General features: G+C 65.8%; 14 protein-coding genes. 6 read left to right on the plus strand and 8 right to left on the minus strand.

Annotation, left to right across the window (positions count from 1 at the left end):
• Positions 1-68: 68 nt before the first annotated feature.
• From LDN95_RS07350 to LDN95_RS07360, 3 genes are read right to left on the minus strand one after another with little or no spacing between them, the layout of a single operon-like run.
• Positions 69-1,493 carry an efflux transporter outer membrane subunit gene (locus LDN95_RS07350; RefSeq protein WP_226017008.1) on the minus strand — a complete coding sequence of 475 codons (1,425 nt, stop codon included), beginning with the start codon at positions 1,491-1,493 and terminating at the stop codon, positions 69-71.
• Entirely contained in the window at positions 1,490-4,579 is a 3,090-nt protein-coding gene (locus tag LDN95_RS07355; protein WP_226017009.1) for an efflux RND transporter permease subunit, read from the minus strand. The genes LDN95_RS07350 and LDN95_RS07355 overlap by 4 nt, the downstream gene beginning before the upstream one ends.
• Positions 4,576-5,661 carry an efflux RND transporter periplasmic adaptor subunit gene (locus tag LDN95_RS07360; RefSeq protein WP_226017010.1) on the minus strand — a complete coding sequence of 362 codons (1,086 nt, stop codon included), beginning with the start codon at positions 5,659-5,661 and terminating at the stop codon, positions 4,576-4,578. The genes LDN95_RS07355 and LDN95_RS07360 overlap by 4 nt, the downstream gene beginning before the upstream one ends.
• Positions 5,662-5,782: 121 nt before the next feature.
• Between LDN95_RS07360 and LDN95_RS07365 the strand changes: the two genes are divergently transcribed.
• Complete coding sequence (locus LDN95_RS07365; RefSeq protein ID WP_226017011.1) at positions 5,783-6,445, plus strand: TetR/AcrR family transcriptional regulator; 663 nt, start codon at positions 5,783-5,785, stop codon at positions 6,443-6,445.
• A gap of 15 nt (positions 6,446-6,460) precedes the next feature.
• Here LDN95_RS07365 and LDN95_RS07370 read toward each other — a convergent pair whose 3' ends face one another.
• The gene (locus tag LDN95_RS07370; protein WP_226017012.1) at positions 6,461-7,600 is read right to left on the minus strand and encodes an FAD-dependent monooxygenase; all 1,140 of its coding nucleotides are present in this window, start codon (positions 7,598-7,600) and stop codon (positions 6,461-6,463) included.
• 170 nt (positions 7,601-7,770) lie between these two features.
• On the opposite strand from LDN95_RS07370, the gene LDN95_RS07375 reads away from it, so the two are divergent.
• The 4 genes from LDN95_RS07375 to LDN95_RS07390 all read left to right on the plus strand — a co-directional run bounded on the left by LDN95_RS07375 (position 7,771) and on the right by LDN95_RS07390 (position 13,239).
• Positions 7,771-10,254 (plus strand): TonB-dependent receptor, encoded by a 2,484-nt coding sequence (locus LDN95_RS07375; protein ID WP_226017013.1) that lies wholly within the window; start codon positions 7,771-7,773, stop codon positions 10,252-10,254.
• Between the two features lie 11 nt (positions 10,255-10,265).
• Entirely contained in the window at positions 10,266-11,186 is a 921-nt protein-coding gene (locus LDN95_RS07380; RefSeq protein ID WP_226017014.1) for an NAD-dependent epimerase/dehydratase family protein, read from the plus strand.
• A gap of 11 nt (positions 11,187-11,197) precedes the next feature.
• Positions 11,198-12,202: a LysR family transcriptional regulator gene (locus tag LDN95_RS07385; protein WP_226017015.1), complete on the plus strand. Its 1,005-nt coding sequence runs from the start codon at positions 11,198-11,200 to the stop codon at positions 12,200-12,202.
• A gap of 131 nt (positions 12,203-12,333) precedes the next feature.
• A complete protein-coding gene (locus tag LDN95_RS07390; protein WP_226017016.1) occupies positions 12,334-13,239 on the plus strand; it encodes an ROK family protein in 906 nt (301 codons plus the stop codon).
• On the opposite strand, the gene LDN95_RS07395 is transcribed toward LDN95_RS07390, so the two are convergent.
• The 3 genes from LDN95_RS07395 to LDN95_RS07405 all read right to left on the minus strand — a co-directional run bounded on the left by LDN95_RS07395 (position 13,233) and on the right by LDN95_RS07405 (position 18,858).
• Positions 13,233-14,666 (minus strand): putative 2OG-Fe(II) oxygenase, encoded by a 1,434-nt coding sequence (locus LDN95_RS07395; RefSeq protein WP_226017017.1) that lies wholly within the window; start codon positions 14,664-14,666, stop codon positions 13,233-13,235. The two genes, LDN95_RS07390 and LDN95_RS07395, sit on opposite strands and share 7 nt — an antisense overlap.
• Positions 14,614-16,140: a tryptophan halogenase family protein gene (locus LDN95_RS07400; protein ID WP_226017018.1), complete on the minus strand. Its 1,527-nt coding sequence runs from the start codon at positions 16,138-16,140 to the stop codon at positions 14,614-14,616. The genes LDN95_RS07395 and LDN95_RS07400 overlap by 53 nt, the downstream gene beginning before the upstream one ends.
• A gap of 195 nt (positions 16,141-16,335) precedes the next feature.
• A complete protein-coding gene (locus LDN95_RS07405; RefSeq protein ID WP_226017019.1) occupies positions 16,336-18,858 on the minus strand; it encodes a TonB-dependent receptor domain-containing protein in 2,523 nt (840 codons plus the stop codon).
• Between the two features lie 246 nt (positions 18,859-19,104).
• On the opposite strand from LDN95_RS07405, the gene LDN95_RS07410 reads away from it, so the two are divergent.
• Positions 19,105-20,184, plus strand: a complete 1,080-nt coding sequence (locus LDN95_RS07410; RefSeq protein ID WP_226017020.1) for a LacI family DNA-binding transcriptional regulator — start codon at positions 19,105-19,107, stop codon at positions 20,182-20,184.
• 30 nt (positions 20,185-20,214) lie between these two features.
• On the opposite strand, the gene LDN95_RS07415 is transcribed toward LDN95_RS07410, so the two are convergent.
• On the minus strand, positions 20,215-21,366 hold the full coding sequence (locus LDN95_RS07415) for a glycoside hydrolase family 68 protein (protein ID WP_226017021.1): 1,152 nt from the start codon (positions 21,364-21,366) through the stop codon (positions 20,215-20,217).
• Between the last annotated feature and the right edge of the window lie 68 nt (positions 21,367-21,434).

The following is a 21,434-nucleotide window of genomic DNA, read 5'->3' on the forward strand; positions in this document are numbered from 1 at the left end:
CGGCAGGGCAAGTCGACGCCCAAGCTACCATCCCCCGAGCTACCCGCCCCGAGCTATCCTCCCCCGCGCTACCCGCCCAACGCGCGATGGCAGGCCAGCACCGCCTGAGCCAGTGCCGCGCGCGCCTCAACGACTTGGGCCTTGGCCGCGATCTGTGCCAGAGTTGCGCCGCGCAACTGATCCTGACTGATCTCGCCCACCCGCAGCGCGGCCTCGGCGCGGTGCAAGGCGCTGCTGACGGCGGTTAACTGGTCTTGCTGCGCCTGCAACGCCGCACGCCTTGCGGCCAGCGCGGCAAAGCTGCTTTCCACTTGCGATCCGGCCTTCAGCACGGCGCCGCGATAGCTGGCCAGCGACTCCCGTTCGCGCCCTTTGGCGGCGGCGACTTCCGCATCGATGCGGGCAAAGTCGAACAGCCGCCAGCGCAACCCGATGGCCCCTTGCGTAACCCGTGCCGAATCCGCGCCGAAGCTGCCAAGGCTGTTCGTGTCCCAACCGATCAACCCGTTGAGCGTCACGTGCGGCCAGTATTCCCCCAGCGCTGCGCCGACGCGGGCGTGCGCGGCCAGCACTTGCGCTTCGGCCACGACCAGATCGGGACGCAAGCGCAGCAGGTCGGCGGGAACTCCGGCCGCAGGATCACTTGCCTGCGGGATGTCGGCGGCACCGGCCAGTTCGGGCAGTGGCGTCTGCGCAGTCACCCCGGTCAGCACCGCCAGTCCATAGCGCGCCGCATCAACTTGCGCGCGCAACAGCGGAACTGCCGCCGACGCGGCGCTGCGCTCGGCGGCACGGTCATCGCGATCGCGCGCTGAACCATCCTGATGCGCCAGCCGCGCCTCGGCAAAGCGCAGGCGGTCGGAAAGCTGATCTACGCGCGCTTGCGCCAGCGCCAGTTGCGCCTGCGCCGCGCGGTAATCGAGATAGCTTTCGACCACCGAGGCGGCGACCGCCAGTTGCGCTGCTGCGAGTCCGGCTTGCGCAGCCACGGCGTCGGCGCGCGCGGCCTGCTGGCCCTTGCGCAAGCCCCCTGCCAGATCGAGATCCCAGCCCAGACTGGCTGACAGCACCGCCTCGTTCTGGGTGCGCGACAGCGTGGGCACATAGCGCGTCAGCCGCCCCAAGCCGCTGTCGAGCGACTGTTCGGCGCGGGCGAGCGAGCCTGATACCTGACCGGACGGCAACCGCGCCGCGCCATTGGCCCTGCTGGCCGCGCGCGCTTGGTCGACACGGGCCAAGGCAACTGCCACGTCGGTATTGTCCGCAAGCGCGCGGGCGACCAGCGCATCGAGCGCCGGGTCGCCATAGGCATGCCACCAGCCCTCCTGCTGCGCACTTGCCGCCAGCCCCGTTTGCTGGCGAGGCGCGGCATTGGCGGCCTGCCAGTTCGGCGCGACCGGCGGCTTGAGCGGCGCAAGCGGAGGATTGCCGGCGCATCCCGCCAACAGCAAGGTGGCGCAAAGCGGGCTGACAAACCGAGACAAGCGGATCATGCCACGGCTCCTTGTAGGGCAGCACCGTCGGACACCTGCCCGTCGGCAGAGCGGTGGCCGGCCAGCAGCAGGTACATCACCGGCGTGGCGATGCGCGCCAGCAGGGTCGAGGTAACCAGCCCGCCGATCATCGCGATGGCCATCGGTGAATAGAGCCCGTTGCCCTCGATCGCCAGCGGCAGCAGCCCGCCGATGGCCGTGATCGAGGTGAGCAGCACCGGCAGGAAGCGCATCTCGCCTGCCCGCTCCACCGCCTCGCGGATGCCCATCCCTTCGCGGCGCAACTGCTCGGTGAAGTCGACCAGCAGCAGCGAGTTCTTGATCTCAATGCCGACGAGCGCGATCAGGCCGACCGAGGCGGTGAACGACAGGCTGTTGCCCGTCAGCCACAGCGCGGCCACCGCGCCGAAGAAGCCCAGCGGCACCACGCCTGCAACCACCGCCACCAGCCGGAACCGGCCGAATTCAAGCACCAGAACCGCCAGAATGCCAAGCGATGCCGCAATGATCGCTGGGAGCAATCCGCCAAAGCTGCGCGCCTGCGTTTCCGCTTCGCCACCGACTTTCAGCGCATAGCCGGGCGGCAACGGAATGGCGGACTGGATGCGCTCCACCGCCGACTTGGTGGCGCGCGATACCAGCGTGCCTTCGTTGACCCATGCGGTCAGCGTGACCGAGCGTTCGCGCTGGTAGCGGTCGACCTCGGCCGGACCCGAGACCGCGATCGGCTTGGCAAGGCTGGACAGCGGCACGCTGGCGCCGCTGGCAGTGGGCACCAGAATCCGGTCGAGCGCGGCGATTTCGTTGCGTTCGGCCATCGGCAAGCGGACGGTAACCGGATATTCGTCGTCGTCGCCATCACGCACGATCGCCGGAGAGACCCCGCCCAGCGCCATCTGCACCGCACTGCGCAAGGCACCGGACGGCACTCCCAAGGCGCGGGCGCGGGCATCGTCGACCGACAGCGTCAGGTCGGTACGCGCCAGCCGCAGCGGATTGCCGACGTCGCGCAGTTCGGGCATCGATGACAGCACACCTTCTGCCTGATGTGCCAGCCGGGTCAGGGTCGCCACATCGGGTCCGACGATGCGCAAGGCGACCGGCGCGTCGACCGAGGGCCCTTGCGTAAACGTGACGAGCTTGATCCGCGCGCCCGGCATGCGGGCGAAATCGGCGCGTAACCGTTCGAGCACTTGCGGGCTGCTTTCGGGCTCCCACTTGCGCAAGGCCGCCGCCACTTCGCCCAGCGCCGGATCTTCGGGCGACGGCTGGTTGTTGTAGTAGAGCGTTGGGCTGCCGCGGCCGGCGTTGGCAACCGTCCAGGCAATCGCGCTTTCCCGGCGCAACCGCTGTTCGACGCGGGCAACCATGGCCTCGGTCGTCTGCAAGGCAGAGCCGCGCGGCATTTCGACGCGGACCACGAATTGCGGCAGATCGGCGGGTGGAAACAGGCTGGTGCCGATGGCCATGAGCAGTGGCACGGCCAGCAACGAAAGCGCCAGCACGCTGCCAAGCGCGCGCCATGGCCGGTCGAGCGCACGGTGCAACAGCGGCGCATAGACCCGCTCGATCACGCCGGTCAGCCCGCGCAACAGGCGGTTGCCGTGCGGATCCTCATCGCGCTTCAGCACGCGCGCCGCCACGAACGGGATCAGCGTAAGCGCCACCAGCAACGAACCCGCGACCGTGCCCAGCACCGAGACCGGCAACGAGCGGATGAACTCGCCCGAGGCTTCGGGCAGCGCGATCAGCGGCAGGAACGCGAACATGAGGCAGGCGGTACAACCCATCACCGCCATGGCGATTTGCGAGGTGGCGCCGATGGCGGCGGTAGTGCGGTCGGCCCCTTCGCGCAGCCAGCGCGCCACGTTCTCGATCACCACGATGGCGTCATCGACCAGCAAACCCAATGACAGCACGAACCCGGCGACCGACAACTGGTTCAACGTCAAGCCGAACGCGGCCAACGCCAGCACCCCGATCAGCAGGGAAACCGGGATCGCCACCATCACCACCACGGCGGCGCGCCAGCCCAGCGGCAGCAGCGTGATCGCCACGATGCCAAGCGCCAGCAGCAGGTCGCGGGTCAGGTGATCGAGCCGGTCCTTGACGTTCTCGGCCTGAACGAAGCCCTTTTCCAGCCGCACGCTGCCGGGCAGGATCTGGCGGAAGGCCGCGATTTCGCGGTCGATGGTGCGGGTCAGCACGGTCACATCCTGCCGGTTGCCCTGTTCGGCCGTGACCAGCAGCGCGCGCTTGCCGTTGAAGTGGATGATGTGGCGCGGCTCGCGCTCGGCCCAGGACACGTCGGCAAGGTCGCCCAACCGGATCGTCAGACCGCTAGCGGTGGTCAGGGGTGTGGCGCGGACCGCAGCCAGATCGGGATAGGCACCGGCATAGCGCACGTTGAAACGGCGATCGCCGGTGTTGAGCGAGCCAATCGGCGTATCGCTACCGCCAGCGCGCAGGGCATCGACCACCGCTCCCGGTGCGATGCCTTGGGCGGCCATGCGCGCCATGTCGAGCGAGACGCGCACCTCGCCCTGCGAGGCGCCGAGCACTTCGGCCTTGCGGATGCCGGGCACCCGCGCAAGCCGGTTCTTGAGGTCGCGGGCGACCTTTTCGAACGAGCGCATCGGCAGAATGTCGCTGACCAGCGCGATCTGCATCATCGGCACCGATGTCGGGCGGTGGCGGATGATATCCACCCGCACCACACCGGTCGGCAGGTTCGGACGCAGGGAATTCACCTCACGCACGACCTCGTCGTACTTGCGTTCGGCGTTGACGCCCCAGACATATTCGGCCTCGATCGTGGCGACGCCATCGCCGCTGGTTGATTTGAGGTCGCGCAAGTCGTCGAGCCCGGCGAGCGCGTCCTCGATGGGACGGGTCACCTGCTGCTCGACCGCCTGCGGCAAGGCGCCGGGCAAGACCACCACGACCGTGAAACCGGGGCTTGAGAGCGGCGGATCTTCGGTGCGGGGCAGGCCCATCGCGGTGATGATGCCCAGCGCCACCAGCAGCGACAGAGCCAGCAGCATGAACTGCGAGCGCCCGACGGCAAAGCGGATCAAGCCGTTCACGGTGTCACCGTGACGCGCTGACCTTCGCTGACGAAACCGGCCCCCTTGGTGATCACCCGCGCGCCCGCAGCCAGCCCGGTGATCCGCGCCTCACGGTCGACGAAGCCCAGCAGCCCCACCGGTTTACGCCGGGCACGTGCACCGCTGTCGATCACATAGACCCAACCGCGATCGCCCTGCGCCTCAAGCACAGCTTCGGCGGGGATCGTGCTGACGTCGGAACCGTTTGCGGCCCCCAAACCGTTAGCAAAGCGCGCTGACGCAGGAGTACCGCTCACGGCTCCCGATCCGGCAGGCAACACCAGATCGATCTGCAGCAGTCCGCTGCGTGCATCGGCGGCGGCGGCCTTGCGCAGCACGCGCGCGTTCAGGGTCTGCCCCGATGCCAGAGCCACGCTGGCGTGCTGGCCCGCGCGCAAGCCTTGCGCAACGGCAACCGGCACTTGCACACTGGCAACCAGCGGCGAGGCTGTATCCGCCACCGTCACCAGCGACTGGCCCGCCGCTGCCACCTCGCCCACTTCGCCGCGCCGGGCGATCACCGCACCGGCAAAGGGCATCACCAGTCGGGTCGATTGCAGGTCATAGCGGGCCGCTTGCGCCGCCGCTTCAGCCGCTCGCGCGGCATCGGCTCCATCGCTGGCCTGCGCGCCCGCGGCGGCGCCTTCCAGCGCAAGCGCGGCATAGCGACCGGCAGCGCGGCGTGCGCGATCAAGATCGGCTGCTGCGCGCTGGCTGGCCGCGGCATAAGCCGTCGCTTCGATGCTGACGAGCAATCCACCGCGCGGCAGGTGATCACCGATTCGCACCGGATAGGCCGCAATCCGCCCCGGCAGCCGGAACGCCAGTTGCGCTTCGCGGTCATGGTGGATCGTGGCGGAAAAGGTGGCCTCGCCTTGTGCCCCAGCGGCATCGCCAGTGGCGCCCCCAGCGCCCTGCACCGGCGCTACTTGAACCGGCAGCGCAGGGATTTCGGCCGAAGGCGTTTGCGCGCCCACACCGGATCGGACGACCAGCACAGCGCCACCGGCGGCGACTATCGCCAGCCCTGCAGCGATCAGGTATCGTGGTTGTCGGGTCATGACAGCAAGCCTTCCTGCGCCGGACGGGAACGCCCGACGATGCCTTGCCATCGTCAACCGATCACCGATAGCCAATCAATGATAGGTTGACCGCCATCTGTCAAGCCGCCACAATGCTGTCATGAACGAAGTCGCTGCCCCGCCCCGCGCAAAGGAACCCGATGGCCAGACGGGCCACCGTGCCCGCAGCGGGCAACGGCGTGACCAGATTCTGGATGTCGCGCTGAAACTGTTCGCGCAAAAGGGCATGGCCAACGTCACCACCCGCCAGATCGCGCAGGCAGTGGGCATCTCGCAGCCCTCGCTTTATGCCCATTTCCGCAATGCCGACGAGATCGGCGGCGAGTTGTGCGCGCGCGCGTTCGACACACTGACGGCGCGGATGGAGCGCGATGCCGACACCTCGGCCACCGCGCGTGAACGGTTGGTGCTGATGGGGCGCGCCTATATCGAGTTCGGGCTCGACAATCCCGACATGTATCGCGTGGCCTTCATGCTTGAGGACAAGAAGCCTTGCCCGCCCGACCCGGCGAGCGCCAACACTGATCTGCTCAACGACCCGGTGCTGGCGTCCGGATTGCGCTGTTTTTCGGTCATGCACCGCGTGTTGATCGAACTGGTCGGCGAGGATGGACCGAAGGCGCTGCTGCTGGCGCAAATGACGTGGATGCATGTGCACGGGCTGGTGTCGCTGCTGATCGCCCGACCCGAATTTCCCTGGCTTGACCGAGACGTGCTGATCGACGCCATTCTGGCCGGCCTGCCGATGCTGCTCAGCCACTGACCGTAAACGGCGGGGTCAGAACGGCTGGTTGAGCCGCGACAACGCTCCTTCAAGAATATGCGCATGCTCGCGCGGATCGCCGTGCGCCAGTTGCAGGCGTCCGACCGCCACCGAACTGTCGATCACGTCCTTGCAACGCGGCAGGCGGCGCTGCTGATAGGCTAGCAGGCCCGCCTCGACGTCATCGGCACGGGCCAGCTCCTCGGCCAGCACGATGCCGCTTTCGACCGCCATCCCCGCGCCCGAGGCCAGATGCGGCGTGGTTGCGTGCACTGCATCGCCCAGCAACACGATCCGTCCCTGATACCACGGCGCGGGCTGCAGCACGGCGGCCAGCGGGCGATAGTTGATCCAGTCCTGCCGGGTCATGGTGTCGCGGATCCAGCCGGCGTTGCCGCCGAAGTCGGCGAGCAGGCGCTTGAGTTCGGTGAAGAGTTCCTCCTCGTCCATGAAGCGCTCGCGCTCCTCGTGCGCGGTCAGCATCCACATATAGACGCTGTCGGGCGCACAAGCGGTGATCCCGCAAGGATTGGCGTGGCCAAGGTAGAATTCGCCATATTCGAGCCCGGGCGGCTTTGCGATCGAGATGCGCCAGCACCCCTGCCCGGTCGGCACAGCCGGAGCCATGTGTGGGAAGGCCAGATCGCGCACGTGCGAGGCGACGCTATCCGATCCGACGACCAAATTGTAATGGCCGCTTGAGCCATCCGAAAACACCACAGCAACGCCGGTGTCGTCGTTTTGCAGCGTCTCGACCGTCAGCCCGAGCCGTACCGGGATGGCCAGTTCGCGCACTTTGCCCTGCATGATCCGGTGCAGCACCGGACGCATGATGCCGCCGGTCGCGGGCAGGCCTTCCTCGATCACCGGTTCATCCAGATCGTGCAAGTGGGTGCCGTCATAGCGGAACAGCCGCGTCTTGGTGGTGATCGCGCCTTGCGCCTTGACCGCTTCGAGCAGCCCCAGCCGCCGATAGGCGCGCAGTGTCGGCCCGGTGATGGTTATCCCCGCGCCATAGACCCGCCAGTCGGGGTCAAGGTCGACGATCTCGACCCGCACGCCGCGTTCTGCCAGCGCGATCGCTGCGGCCATGCCGCCGATCCCGCCGCCCACGATGAGCGCCTTTTCGACGCTGCTGATGTTCTCCCGATCCATGACGCCAGACCTACCCAGCGCCGGGCAAGAGGCAAATCCGAACCATGGATACCTCGCTATCCACACAATCGGTGCGACCTTGACCGCGCTTGCCGCTACCTGACGATCAAAGACGTGAACATCGCGCCCGGCCATTGCGCATGGGCTCGCAAAAAACATGGGGAGGTCATATGCAAAAGTTTGTCCGTCATGCTGCGCACCTGTCGGCATCGTGCCTTGTGCTGGCCCTTTGCGGGGTCACACCGGCTCAGGCCCAGCAGGTTGCCGCAGCCAGCGCCGCAACCGAAACGCCCGCCGATGACAGCGGCATCACCGACATTGTCGTCACCGCCCAGCGCAAGGTCGAAAGCGCGCAGCGCGCCGCCATCGCGATCGATGCGGTTGCAGGCGACGCGCTGATCAGCCGCGGCATCACCAATGCCTCCGACATCACCAAGTCGGTTCCGGCGCTCAGCGTTCCGGCATCGGGCGGCGGCATCGCCTCGATCTTCATTCGCGGCGTCGGCAACATCACCACCAGCAGCTACAACGATCCGGCCGTGACTCCGTCCTACGATGGCGTCGTGCTTGGACGCGGTGGCGGCGTGTTCGGCGCGGCCTTCTATGACCTTGCCCGCGTCGAAGTGCTGAAGGGCCCGCAAGGCATCCTCTATGGCCGCAATGCCACCGGCGGCGCGGTCAACATCATTCCGGCGCGCCCGGAGATCGGCCGCACCAGCGGCGGCTTCAACCTGTCGTATGGCAATTACAGCGCGATCGAAGGCGACGCGCACATCAACCTTGCGACCAGCGAGAACACCGCGCTGCGCATCGCTGGCGCTTACAGCGAACACGATGGCTACAACCGCGACGGCACCGATGATGCCAAGCGCGGTTCGGTGCGCGCGCAGTTCCTGTACGAGCCTTCGACCGATCTGTCGGTGCGACTTGGCGCCGATTACACCCATGTCGGCGGCAAGGGCATCGGCGGCAGCTACATCGGCGGTTTCGCGCCCGATGGCAGCGGCGGGTACACATTCTTCCCTTCGGGACTTGATGCCAGCGAAGGCTTCAACACCGCCGCCGCCAACGCCTTCCGCAAAAGCAATCTGGGCGCCCCAGCCTTTGCTTTCCTTGGCGCAATGAACAGCGACCCCAAGGCCGACAGCACCTATTGGGGCCTGAACGCCGAATTGAACTGGCAGACCAGCATCGGCAAAGTCACGGTGATCCCGGCCTATCGCCAGAGTTCCGACCATTCGCTGTTCTATGGCCCGGCATTCAACACCGCCAAGACCAACGAGAAGGTCAACCAGTTCAGCCTTGAAGCCCGGCTGGCCGGCAAGGCGGGGATCGTCGACTACGTGGTCGGCGCGTTCCTGTTCAACGAGAAGATCAAGGCGCAGAACGAATACAATCAGGAATTCGTCCTGCCGATTCAGGACTACCGGCACACGACCGACAGCTATGCGCTGTTCGGCCAGCTGACGGGGCATGTCGCGGACCGCTTCCGGCTGATCGGCGGTGCACGGTTCACGCATGACAAGAAGTCGATCGACGGCCTGATCAACAACTTCATCACGTTCTGCGGCGCACCGCCGCCGGGGCTGATCACGCCGCCTGGCTCGTTCGCGCAAGGTTGCGCCGCGCCGGGGACCATCCCCCATTTCCCGAATTTCCTGAACACTGGCGACACGATCAACTGGTTGAAATCGAACGGTTGGATCGCATCGACCAGCACCGACCAACCCGGCTATCAGGTGTTCCCGCTGGTCAACGGGGTCGGCGCCATCCTCAAGACCTACAACCCGGTCGTCGACAGCCGGAGCTACTCGCGGGTGACGTGGAAGGCCTCGGCCGAGTTCGACGCAGGGCCAAGCAGCCTGCTCTATGCCACGGTTGAATCGGGCTATCGCGCAGGTGGCCTGCAGATGACCGAGAGCGTGACCAGCTACAAGCCCGAGTTCATCACCGCCTACAGCATCGGATCGAAGAACCGCTTCCTGCACAACCGCCTGCAGCTTAACCTCGAAGGGTTCCTGTGGAAGTACAAGGATCAGCAGATCACCTACTTCACCGTCGACACCAGCGGCACGTTGATCAGTTCGAACGTCAACGCAGGCAAGGCCACGATCAAGGGCTTCGATGCCGATCTGGTGGCCAAGCCGATGAGCGGCACGACGCTCAATGCCAAGGTCCAGTACCTCGACACCAAGTACGACGACCTGCACTTGTACACCGCATCGCCGCGCGACAACTTTTCCTGCCCGTTCACGCTGACCGGCGCCAGCGCGGGTGGCGCACCGGTCAAGGACTTCAACTGCTCGGGCAATCCGCTGCTGTTCAGCCCGAAATGGACGGTGAACCTTGGCGCAGAGCAGGTCGTGCCGCTGGGGCATGATCTGGAACTGGTCGCAAACATCGATACGGCCTGGCGCGACAGCCAGTGGGGCGCGTTCGAATACCTCGCCTTCGAAAAGATCCCGGCCTACTGGACCACCGATGCGGCGCTGACCGTGCGTAGCGCAAATGGCGGCTGGTCGGTCACCGGCTTCATCCGCAATCTTGAAAAGCAGCGCCGCGATCTGTCGCCGCAATCCTCGCCACTCGGGGTCGCGGTCGGTCACTTCTCGGCCCCGCAGACCTATGGCGTGCGCCTTTCGGCCTCGTTCTGAGGGGTGTTGCTATGAAAGTGGTGGTCACCGGCGCGGGCGGTTTCGTCGGGCGCGAGCTGGTCGGCAAGCTTCTGGCCGCTGGCCACCACGTGACCGGGGTCGATACGGCGGGCGCGGGGCTTCTGCCCGGCGCCCGCACGGTGGTCGGCGACCTTGGCGATGCGAAAGTGCGGGCCGAGGCACTGGCTGACGGCACCGATGCGGTGGTCCATCTGGCCACGGTTCCGGGCGGCGCGGCCGAGGCCGACCCCGCCGCCTCGCGCCGCATCAATATCGACGCAATGTACGATCTGCTGCTGGAGAGCAGCGCCTTCGGCAACCGGCCGCGCTTCGTTTATGCCAGTTCGATCGCGGTGTTTGGTGATCCGCTGCCCCCGTTTGTCGATGACGCCACCCCGCTCAGCCCGAAGATGATCTACGGCGCGCACAAGGCGATGATGGAACACGCGGTCGCGCTATTTGCCAATCGCGGGCTGATCGACGGGGTCACCGTGCGGCTGCCGGGGATTCTGGCCCGCCCCAAAGGCCCATCGGGCATGAAAAGCGCGTTCATGTCCAACTTGTTCCACGCCTTGCGCGCGGATGAGGCCTTTACCTGCCCGGTCTCCGCAGAGGCAACCATCTGGGCGCAATCGGTGTCGCGCTGTGCCGACAATTTCATCCACGCGCTGACGCTCGATACCGCGCTGCTGCCGCCGACTTACGCTGTCACCCTCCCTGCGCTGAGGGTGACGATGGGTGACCTTGCCGCCACCATAGCGCGCCAGTGCGGCGCATCGGCGGAACTGGTCACCTATTTGCCCGATGCCGCGTTGGAGGCCGCTTTCGGCGCGCAGCCACCGCTTGCCACTCCGGCTGCGGAGCATGCGGGCTTTGCGCATGACGGCAATCTTGATAGGCTCGTGGACAGCGCGCTCAAGACGCTGACCTGAGGAGAGATATCGTGCGGTTCCAGCGCCTTGACCTGAACCTGCTGGTTGCGCTCGACGTGTTGCTGTCCGAACGCAGCGTCAGTCTGGCGGCAGATCGGCTGTGCTTGTCGCAATCGGCCACATCGAGCGCACTGGGCCGCCTGCGCGATTATTTCGGCGACGAACTGCTGGTGGTCAAAGGGCGCACAATGGTGCTGACCGCCCGCGCCGAAGAACTGATCGAACCGGTGCGACTGGTGCTCGAACAAATCCGCACGACCATTGCCATCGCGCCCGATTTCGACCCGGCTTCCTGCGACCGGTTCATCCGGCTCATGGCGTCTGACTATTCCACCCAAGTGCTGCTGGCCGGTGCTCTTGCCATGCTTGAGGCAGAGGCACCCAACTTGCGCTTCGAAATCCAGCCGATGGGCGACAATCCCGGCGACGCGCTGGAACGCGGCCAGATCGATTTGCTGTTGACCGTCGATTACGTCATCAGCCCCGACCACCCGAGCCAGGTCCTGTTCGAGGATGACTACGTGGTGGTGGGTGATGCCGCCAATCCCGCATTGCAGGGTGAAATGACGCGCGAGAAGTATTTTGCGCTGGGCCATGTCACGGCGCGCTTCGGCAAGAGCCGGACACCCGCGTTTGACGACTGGTTCGTGCGCCGCCAGAAAACCCAACGCCGGATCGAGATCGTTGCGCCCACATTCCTGTCGCAGCCGGGGTTGGTGCTCGGCACCAAGCGGATTGCCACCATGCATCGCCGTCTGGCAACGCAAGTCGTGGCCAACCTGCCGCTGGCGTTGCGCGAAGTGCCGTTCGACATTCCACCGATCCGCGAAGTGGTCCAGTGGCATATCTCGAACAACAACGACCGCGCGCTGCGTTGGGTGGTCGAACGGCTGGCGGCTTTCGCCCATGAAAGCGATCCGGCCGCTGACGCGCGCGTGGTGCCGATTGCCGATGCCCGGCGCGACGAAATCGCGGTTCATTTTCAACACGACCATCCCATCCTGCGCGGGGCCTGACCGACCTCGGCGATCAGTCCGGAACCGGTCAGGCATTCGATTGCAAAGGATTGCAAAGCACGCGCGCTTGCGCCATGCCAAGCATGCAGCCGGGCTTCGACAGCATCGGCGGTCAGACGGGATGAGGCACTATGGCGGAACAGTTGATCGGCGCGATCGAAGCTGGCGGGACCAAATTCGTGGCGGTTCTGGCACGAACAGACGGCACCATCCTTGCCCGTACCCGCATCCCGACCGAGACCCCGGCCACCTGCTTTCCGGCGCTGATCGAATTCTATGCGCAAGCCAGCGCCACCCATGGCCCGATCTCCGCGTTCGGCATCGCGAGCTTCGGCCCGATCGATATCGATCCCGCCTCCTGCGCCTATGGCACCTTTACGACCACGCCCAAGCCGGGCTGGGCGGGCGCACGGTTTCACGACGCGCTGGCCAGCTTCGGCGCGCCGATCGTGGTCGATACCGACGTCAACGGTGCGGCCATCGGCGAATGTTTGGCAGGTGCTGGTAAGGGCTGCCAGACGTTGGCCTACACCACCATCGGCACTGGCATCGGCACCGGCGTGGTGCGTGATGGGCGCGCGCTGATGGGCTTTTCGCACTACGAGAGTGGCCACATCAAGCCGCCACACGACTTTGCCGTCGACCCGTTCGTCGGGTGCTGTCCCTACCATGGCGATTGCCTTGAGGGTCTGGCAAGCGGCGCCGCGATTGAGCGCCGCTGGGGCCGCAGCCTTGACCAGATGGCCAACGACCCCGACGCGATCCCCCTGATTGCGGGCTATATCGCGCATCTGTCCTGCACGCTGGTGCTGTTGCACATGCCCGACCGGCTGATCTTTGGCGGCGGCGTGATGAAGGCGCCCGGATTGATCGAAGCGGTTCGTACCCGGACCGAGGCGGCGCTGAACGGCTATATCAACCACCCCCGGTTCGATCCGGGGCTGAAGGCCTATATCGTCGCGCCCGGCCTTGGCGACGATGCGGGGATCACCGGGGCCATCGCGCTGGCCAGGCAGGCGCTTTCGGGCGCTTATTGAACAGCGGGCACCACGTCGAAGGCGATGGTGAGGCGCTCTCCGCCGACAAACGGCACCGTTCCATGCCACAGCGTCGAAGGGAACAGGATCAACCGCCCCGCCGCAGGAGCAACATCGCCATAAGGCTGAAGCGGCAGGCCGAGTTCGGGTGGCCCCGCGCCGAACTGAAGGTGCCCGGCAGGCGCCGCACCCAGATCGTGCACGGGCGGAACCGAAACATACAGCGCCGAACTGATCCAGCCTTGCGGATGGGTGTGCGTGGCGTGGTAACCTTGCGCTCGAAGCCGCACCGACCAGCTTCCAGCCAGCCGAAATGCCGCGCGCGGTGGCGCCAGCAAAGGATGTGTGGCGTCCGGCCGGGGCAGTTGCGCGATGTAGCCGGCCACAGCCTGCTCGATCGCGCTGCGCACCCGCATGATTGCCGGGTCGAGCCGCAGCAGCAGCGGCCGGTCGGTCTGTGTGCCCCCGCGCACCGACTGTTCGTGCCAGGGCGCCCGCGCGGTATGGAGCGCGCGCAAAGTAACCGCCAGATCGGTCAGTTCCGGCTCGCTCAGTCCCAGATCGATCGTGCGGACAAAGTCCATGCCGCGATCGAGCCACCGCCCGCGCGGGTCATCCAGCAAGCGCCATGCGAGCGTCAGGTAGGGCCAGAACGGACGCACGCTCGGCTGGCCAAGGTGGCGTTCGCCGACCTGCCGCGCGCGGTCCCACTGCCCGCCGCGCAGGAAGTGGCGGATGCGGGCAAGGTCCAGTCCGGCGTCGGCCTCACCCTCCACCGCATCGAACAGCGCGGGATCGTCCGCCGCCTCGCCGGATTCGCTCAACAGGTAGAGCCTGCCGAAACGCACCGCGCGGGTGGTGCCAAAGCGCGCCTGCGCCGCATCGAGCACCGCGCTAGCCCGCTCCCAGCAGCGTGCCTGCGCCAGCAGATGGAACCAGCCGAGCCATAACGGCAGCGCATCGGGTGCCGCCTTCACGGCGCGGGCAAAACCCACATCGAAATCGTCGAGCCCGGCCGTGGTGCGCAAGCTGGCCGCCAGCCGGTGCCCATCCAGCCAAAGCGGATTGGCCGCCAGCGTCTCATCCAACAAGGCGAGTGCCGCAGTGGTCTCGCCCTCGCCCGCCAACGCAAGCGCATGACCCCGCAGCGGCTCGAACCGCTCGGGCGCCAGATCGCGCGCCCGAGCGAACTGCTCGACCGCCGTCAACCCGGCCTCGTAGCGCACGTGCGCCAGCGCCAGCGCCACGTTCGCATCGCGCGGCGCGATGTGGGCGGCACGGGTCAACGCACCAAGCGCGTGGTCAAGCCGCTGGTCGGCGCGGGCCTTCAGACCCTCAGCCAGCAGCCCCTCAGCGAGCAGTGAGGCCGCGCTTTCAGCCACGCACCGGCTGACCGGCCGCGCAGTTGGCGGCGATGAACGCTTCATGCGTCGGGGTCTGTTGCGCCGCAGCCTGCATCGCGGTGCGCAGCTTGGAAAGCCAGCCGCGCCCATCCACCGACCGGTAATCGGCGACGGGATCGGTGCCGACCGGATCGTTGAACTGGCCGATATGCACCGCCAGCCAGCTTGGCGGGCCGAACAGATCGGCATCGCGCGCAACCAATCTGCCATAGCGGCGGAAGTGCTCGATCTTGGTCAGCAATGTGTCGGGGATGTCCATGGCCGCGCAGTACCGCCACAGTTCGCTGTCGCTGCGCTCGGTCAGCTTGTAATGCAGGATCAGGAAGTCGCGGATGCGCTCGTACTCGTTCACCGCGACGCGGTTGTACTCTTCGATCACCAGCGGGTCGAAGCTGCGGTCGGGAAACAGCGCGATGAGCTTGGCGATCCCGGCCTGAATCAGGTGGATCGAGGTTGATTCGAGCGGCTCCATGAACCCGCTCGACAGGCCGATGGCCACAACGTTGCGGTTCCAGAAGGCGTTGCGCCGCCCGGTGGTGAAACGCAGCGGGCGCGGATCGGCCAGCGCCTTGCCATCGAGCCGTTGCAACAGTTTGTCGGCGGCATCCTGTTCGGACAGGAACTGGCTGCAAAAGACATAGCCATTGCCGGTGCGGTGCTGCAGCGGAATGCGCCACTGCCACCCGGCCTCGCGCGCGGTGGAGCGGGTATAGGGCGTCAGCGGCCCGACATTCTCGCAAGGCACCGCCATCGCCCGATCGCAGGGCAGCCATTGCGTCCATTCCTGATACCCGGTCTTGAGCGCGCCTTCGATCAGCAACCCGCGAAAGCCCGAGCAATCGACGAACAGGTCGGCATCGAGCACACGACCGTCCTCGAGCGTCACCCCTTCGACAAAGCCGCTGGTGGTGTTCTGGCGGACGCTGCCGATCTTGCCTTCGACCCGCACCACGCCGCGCTGCTCCGCGTAATCGCGCAAGAAGCGGGCATAGAGCCCGGCATCGAAATGATAGGCATAGTCGAACGTCGACAACACGTTGCGCGGATCGGGCGACGGCTGGGCAAAGCGTCCTGCCTTGGCCAGTTGCCATGCCATCGCATGATCGTCGAGCGGTGCGGTCTCGCCCTCGGCCCGCGCGCGCAGCCAGTACTGATGGACGTCCACCGTATCGAACGCCCGGCCATAGGGACCGAACGGATGGAAATAGCGGTGCCCCTGCCGCCCCCAGTCGACGAACTCGATACCCAGTTTGAACGATCCGAACGTGCGCGCCACGAACTCGCGCTCGTCGATGCCCAGCATCTGGTTGAACAGGCGGATCGGCGGGATAGTCGCCTCGCCCACGCCGACCGTGCCGATCTCGTCGGATTCGACCAGCGTGATCGCGCAACCCTGCGGCAAAGCGCGGATCAGCGCGGCGGCACTCATCCACCCGGCGGTGCCGCCACCGACGATCAGGATCGAGCGGATCGCCCGGTCGTTTGTTTCCTGCCCCATGGCCATCCCTCTGGCTCCCATTGGCTTTTATCCTAAGCCGACACGCCGCCGCGCCAAACAGAAAAGGCGGGCCTGGACGAATGCCCTGCCCGCCTCTCCGGTACGACCGAAGGCTTGTTCGCTATCGAACCGGATGCAGGCCAACCGGGAGGGAGGTCGGCCTGCACCACAGGTTCCGAGGCGCAAATGCCCCGATCAGAAGCGGTAGCGGATCGCCGCAGTCATTGTCCGGCCCAGCATTGCGCTGTTGTCGAAGATGCCCTGGTTGGCGCTCAGCCCGGCAGTCGGACCGGCGACGGCAATGCTGCCGTTGTTGGCGCGATAGCCCAGCGTGTTGAACAAGTTGTTGACGTTGAGCGAGACTTCGACCGCCTCAGCCGGACGGACCTTGACGTAGCCGTTGACGAACGTCCGGCCCGGCGCGGTGTAGCCGCCCGACACCAGGAAGTTCGACTGGCCGCTGGCCGACAGACCGACCGCCGCGATGCCCGCGTCATAGCTGGGCGAAACCAGCCAGGTGAACTTGGGCATGGCCACCGGCGTTGCCTTGTTCGCCGCGTTTTCGGCATGGGTATAGACGACATAGCCGTCGACACCGAAGTTGCCCGCCTTCAACCCGGCCGACGCTTCGACGCCGTACGAGTGATAGACCGCATCGATGAACGGGCTTTCGTTGCGCGAAGGCGCGGTGAAGTCATAGTTGCTCTCCTTCACTTGCGCCCGGTACAGGGTCACCTCGGCGTGGTAGCGACCCGACGAGCCGAACGTGCCGCGCTGCTTCACGCCCAGTTCCTGCTGGGTCACGTAGTTGACCGAGAGGTAGCTGCCGCCCGCGGTCAACTGGCCGTCGGCGGTGAAGTTGTTGTTGTTGTAAAGCAGACGGTCGGCGTTGAAGCGGCCGCCACGGCTGACGCGGATGAACGCGCTGGTGTTGCTGTTCAGCTCATACAGCGCGCCGAACGACCAGCTCGAATAGTTGCGGGTATAGTTCAGCACGTTGACCGGCGTGGAACCGGTCTTGGACGTCGGCAGAACTGCACTGCCCAGACCGTCGGAAACGGTGACGGTGCCACCGGTAACCGGAGCATAGGCGTTACCTTCGGCCTTCACGCTGTCAAAGCGGACGCTGGCGTCAAGGTTGAGGTGACCGAACTGGCCTTCCAACTGCACGTAAGGTGCGTTGTCGGTATAAGTCAGGTCATACGAACGACCGCCGCAGCATCCGCCCCACTGGTTGTTGAAGCCGGTCAGCCCGTTGGCTGAAAGCTGGTTGCCAGCGGCATCGAACAGGTCAAGCGGTACCGGGTTGCCCGACGAATTGAGCGATTGGGTGGCGTTGTTGATGTGCCAATCCATCGCGATGGATTGACGCATCAGGAACCAGCCGGCGTGTGCGGTAACCTTCGAACCTTCGCCCACCGCGAACTTGCCGGTCAGCGTTAGGTCATTCACGAAGCTGCCGACGTCCTTCATCTGGACATAGGCCTGCGCGCTGTTGCTGAGGAAGTTCGAGGTATAGAGCTGACCCTGCTTCGGCCCTGCGGCATAGCGGATCGCCGCGATCTTGCGGGTGTCGCCCTGCGTGCCGAACGCATCACCGATGGTCTTGCCGATGACCGAAGAGGTGGCAACTTCGCCAGTCCACTGGTTCGAGAACGTGCCGCTCATATCGGTCCAGCGCGCCTTGTCGGTCACGTTGAACATGTCGGAGAATTCGTAGTGGAATTCGCCGCCCAGCGTGGTGGCAACCGGGTGGATGCCCTCCATCGGCACAGTGCGGATCGCGCCATCGGAACCGAGGATCTGGAAGTTCTGGTTGTACAAGCCGGTCGAGGCATACTTGCGCGCATCGACGCCATCGAACGTGCTGTAGCCGGTGATCGTCTTGCCCGACAGCGACACCAGCGACGGCATCGAGGCGAAGGTCGGCTCCTTGTCGTCCAACCGCTTGAAGTTCAGGCGAATGTAGCCCTTGCCATCAGCCAGTTCCTTGGTGATGTTGCCCTTGATCTGGTAGCCCTTCTGGGCGTTATAGGGCAAGTGCGTGGGCCCGTTGCCGGTGATTGCATAGCCGCCGATGTGGAAGCGCACGCTGTCCGACAGATGGCCGCCGTAGTCGAAATCAAGGCGCGTTTCGCGATAGTTCAGCGCGGTCGACAGGCCGATTTCGCCGCCCTGCTTTTCGCCGGTCTTGGACACATAGTTGATGACCGCGCCGGGCGCCTGGCTGGAGAAAGTCGAGGCTGAACCGCCGCGCACCGCTTCGACGCGATCGACGTTGTTGTCGAAGCGCACCCAGTAGTCGTTGTTGCCGAACTGCATGTCGCCAAACAGCGTCACCGGCAGGCCATCTTCCTGCAGGCCGACATATTCCGAACCGCCGGTCGACACCGGGATACCGCGCACGCCGATGTTGGCGTTGCCACCCGGTCCAGCCGTGTCCTGCACGTTCAGGCCGGGGATCGTGCGCAATACTTCGGCTTGCGAACGCGGGGTGAAGTTGGTCACCGCTTCCTGCGAGATCTGCGAAACGGAGATCGAGGACAGGCGGGCGGCCTTGTCGCCCGCAGCAGCGGTAACGACGATTTCGGCGGTGTCAGGTTCGGCCGAAGCCTCGCTGGCCGCAGGAGCGGCGGACTGTGCAAAGGCGGGCGCAGCAACGACCGCGCCGACAAGAGCAGCAACGGACACGCAGGTATAATAAGCAGGGCGCTTCATCAGGTCATCCCCCATAGTGGTGTCCCCACGTCAATCCGTGGGAATCGAGTGTCGGATAATCCCTCCTACAAACGTTTGCAACGAATTTTGCAAAGGTTTGCACTGTTTGCCATCGCCACACTTCATCCTATCGTCGGACTGTGGCATTGCCGCATCACTTGTGGTGTGCCGGGATTGCGCACTCCTCCGAAGCTTGTTCGGGCGAAACCTTGCAATCGGTTGCCACTCACCTAAGAACACGATGACATGACCGGAACTCCTGACGAACCCACCAAGACTGGCGCCGAGACGTACGCTGCAGACGCTGTACCAGCCGAAGCGGGCAAACGCCGCATCCGTAACATCACCGAACTGGCCCGCATCGCCGGCGTGTCGCCCGGCACGGTTTCGCGCGCGCTGGCGGGCAAATCGCTGGTCAACCCGCAGACCCGCGAACGGATCCAGGCGATCGCGCGCGAACACGGCTTTCGCCCCAACCAGATGGCCAGCAAGCTGCGCATGCAGCGCACCGGCGTGATCGGCGTGGTGATTCCCCTGGGCCACGACAGTCGCCAGCACATCTCCGACCCGTTCTTCATGAGCCTGTTCGGCTATCTCGCCGACGAACTGACCGAAAGCGGCCACGACATCATGCTCAGCCGGGTCATTCCGGGTGATGTGGAATGGCTCGACCGCATCGTCGATTCGGGAATGCTCGACGGCGCCCTGCTGATCGGCCAGTCGGACCAGACCGACGTGATCGATCGTGTGGCCGACCACTACCTGCCGCTGGTGGTGTGGGGCACCAGCCGTCCAGAGCACCGCCATTGCAGCGTCGGCAGCGACAACCGCGCCGGCGGACGCCTCGCAGCCGAACGGCTGATCGCGCAAGGCAAGCGCCGCCTCGCCTTCTTCGGCGATCCGCGCGCGCCGGAAATCGCCGACCGTCTGGCCGGCGCCCGCGATGCGGTGGATGGTGCCTCAGGCGCCACACTGGAAGTCGTGCCGACCACGCTTTCCAGCGATGATCTGGCCGACCAGATCGCGGCCAACTTCAGCAAGGTTGACCGCGCGGTGGACGGCATCGTCGCCGCCTCGGACGTGATCGCCATGACCACCTTGCGCATCCTGCATGAACGTGGCGCGCAAGTGCCGCAGGAAATCGCGGTGATCGGGTTCGATGATCTGCCGCTGGCAACGCGCACGGTCCCCCAGTTGACCACGATCCGTCAGGATATCGCGGGCGGGGCCAAGGCGATGGTGGCATCGCTGATGCAACGCATCGCCGGGGTCGACACCCCCTCTACCGTGATGCAGCCGGAACTGGTGATCCGCGAAAGCGCCTGAGCCCGTCGCCGGATCACCTGTCGGGGCTGCTCAGTCAGCGGCGACCGTCACAGCATCGCCTGCAAACCGCAGGCGAAACACCGGAGCGGCCGTGCCGCCGAATTGCGCACGCAGCAGTTCGGGATGGTCCGCCAATGCGCGGCCCTGCATCCCCCAGTAATCGACGAAGCTCCATACCTCGTCCTCGCCAGTCACCCACCAGCTATAGGTCTGGGTCTGTTCGGTTGCCGGGTTGGCCGCCACCAGCCCGCTGCCGTTGATGGCGCGCCATGGACCGGAAAAGCTGTCCGCCACCGCGCCATAGATGCCGTTCGGCCCCGGCACCGCCTGCGGATTGAAGGTATGCCGCTGGGTTGACCAGAACAGGTAATAGCGCCCGTCGCGGAAATGGACGTTGGGGCGCTCCAGCTCGTTGTTTACGCCGATCGCCTCGATCACCGGGTCGCCCAGCGCCCAGCACGTGCCATCCCATGTGGCGACCCCGACGATGCCATTGAAGCGATTGTCATCCCACGCAGCGCTGGCGGTAAAGACGATGTGCGCAACCCCGGTGGCTGGATCGCGGAACCAGGCCGGATCGCGAAAGCCCTTGATCGTGCCGGGTTCGGGCGCCTCGATCTCCTGCCTGTCGGCAATATAGCGAACGCCATCGGCAACGATGATCTCCTCCGGGGTCTGCCAGCCTTCCGGCCCTTGCGGTCCCAGCGTGCCGGGCACCGCAAACAGCCGCTGTTCGAACGAGAACGGGCCATCGCGTCGCCCGGCAACGGTATAGAACAACGTCACCGCGCGGCCATCGTCATGCAGCACCGCGCTACCGGCCCATTCGCGCGTGCCGGGATTGAGCCCGTCGGGCAAGGCATTGCCGTGATCGCGCCAGCCGTCGGCACCCCGGCTGAGCAGGCGTATCCGGGCAAAGCCGTGGCGCGTCACCGGATCGGGAAAGATCGGCGAACTGAGGAAGAACCACCAGGTCCGCCCGGCATGGACGACCGTGCGGCCATCCTCGTGCGCCAGCGGCCAGCAATCCCACAAGTCCAGCCCTGGCACCAGCGGCTGGATATCCTGCGCGGTTACGAGCGGAATTTCCGGCAGGTCGGTGAAGGCCTGCGGTTCCCAGCGGCTCACCCCGGTCGCTGAAAAGGTTTGCTGCGGATGACGGTCGGTAGCTTCGGGTGGCATGTTCGAGAAATTCCTGAATGACGAATGTTCGGGGGGAGAAGGTGATCAGTCCGCGTGAAGGAGCGCGG

It is taken from the genome of Novosphingobium sp. FKTRR1, assembly GCF_020404405.1.
Taxonomy (GTDB): domain Bacteria; phylum Pseudomonadota; class Alphaproteobacteria; order Sphingomonadales; family Sphingomonadaceae; genus Novosphingobium.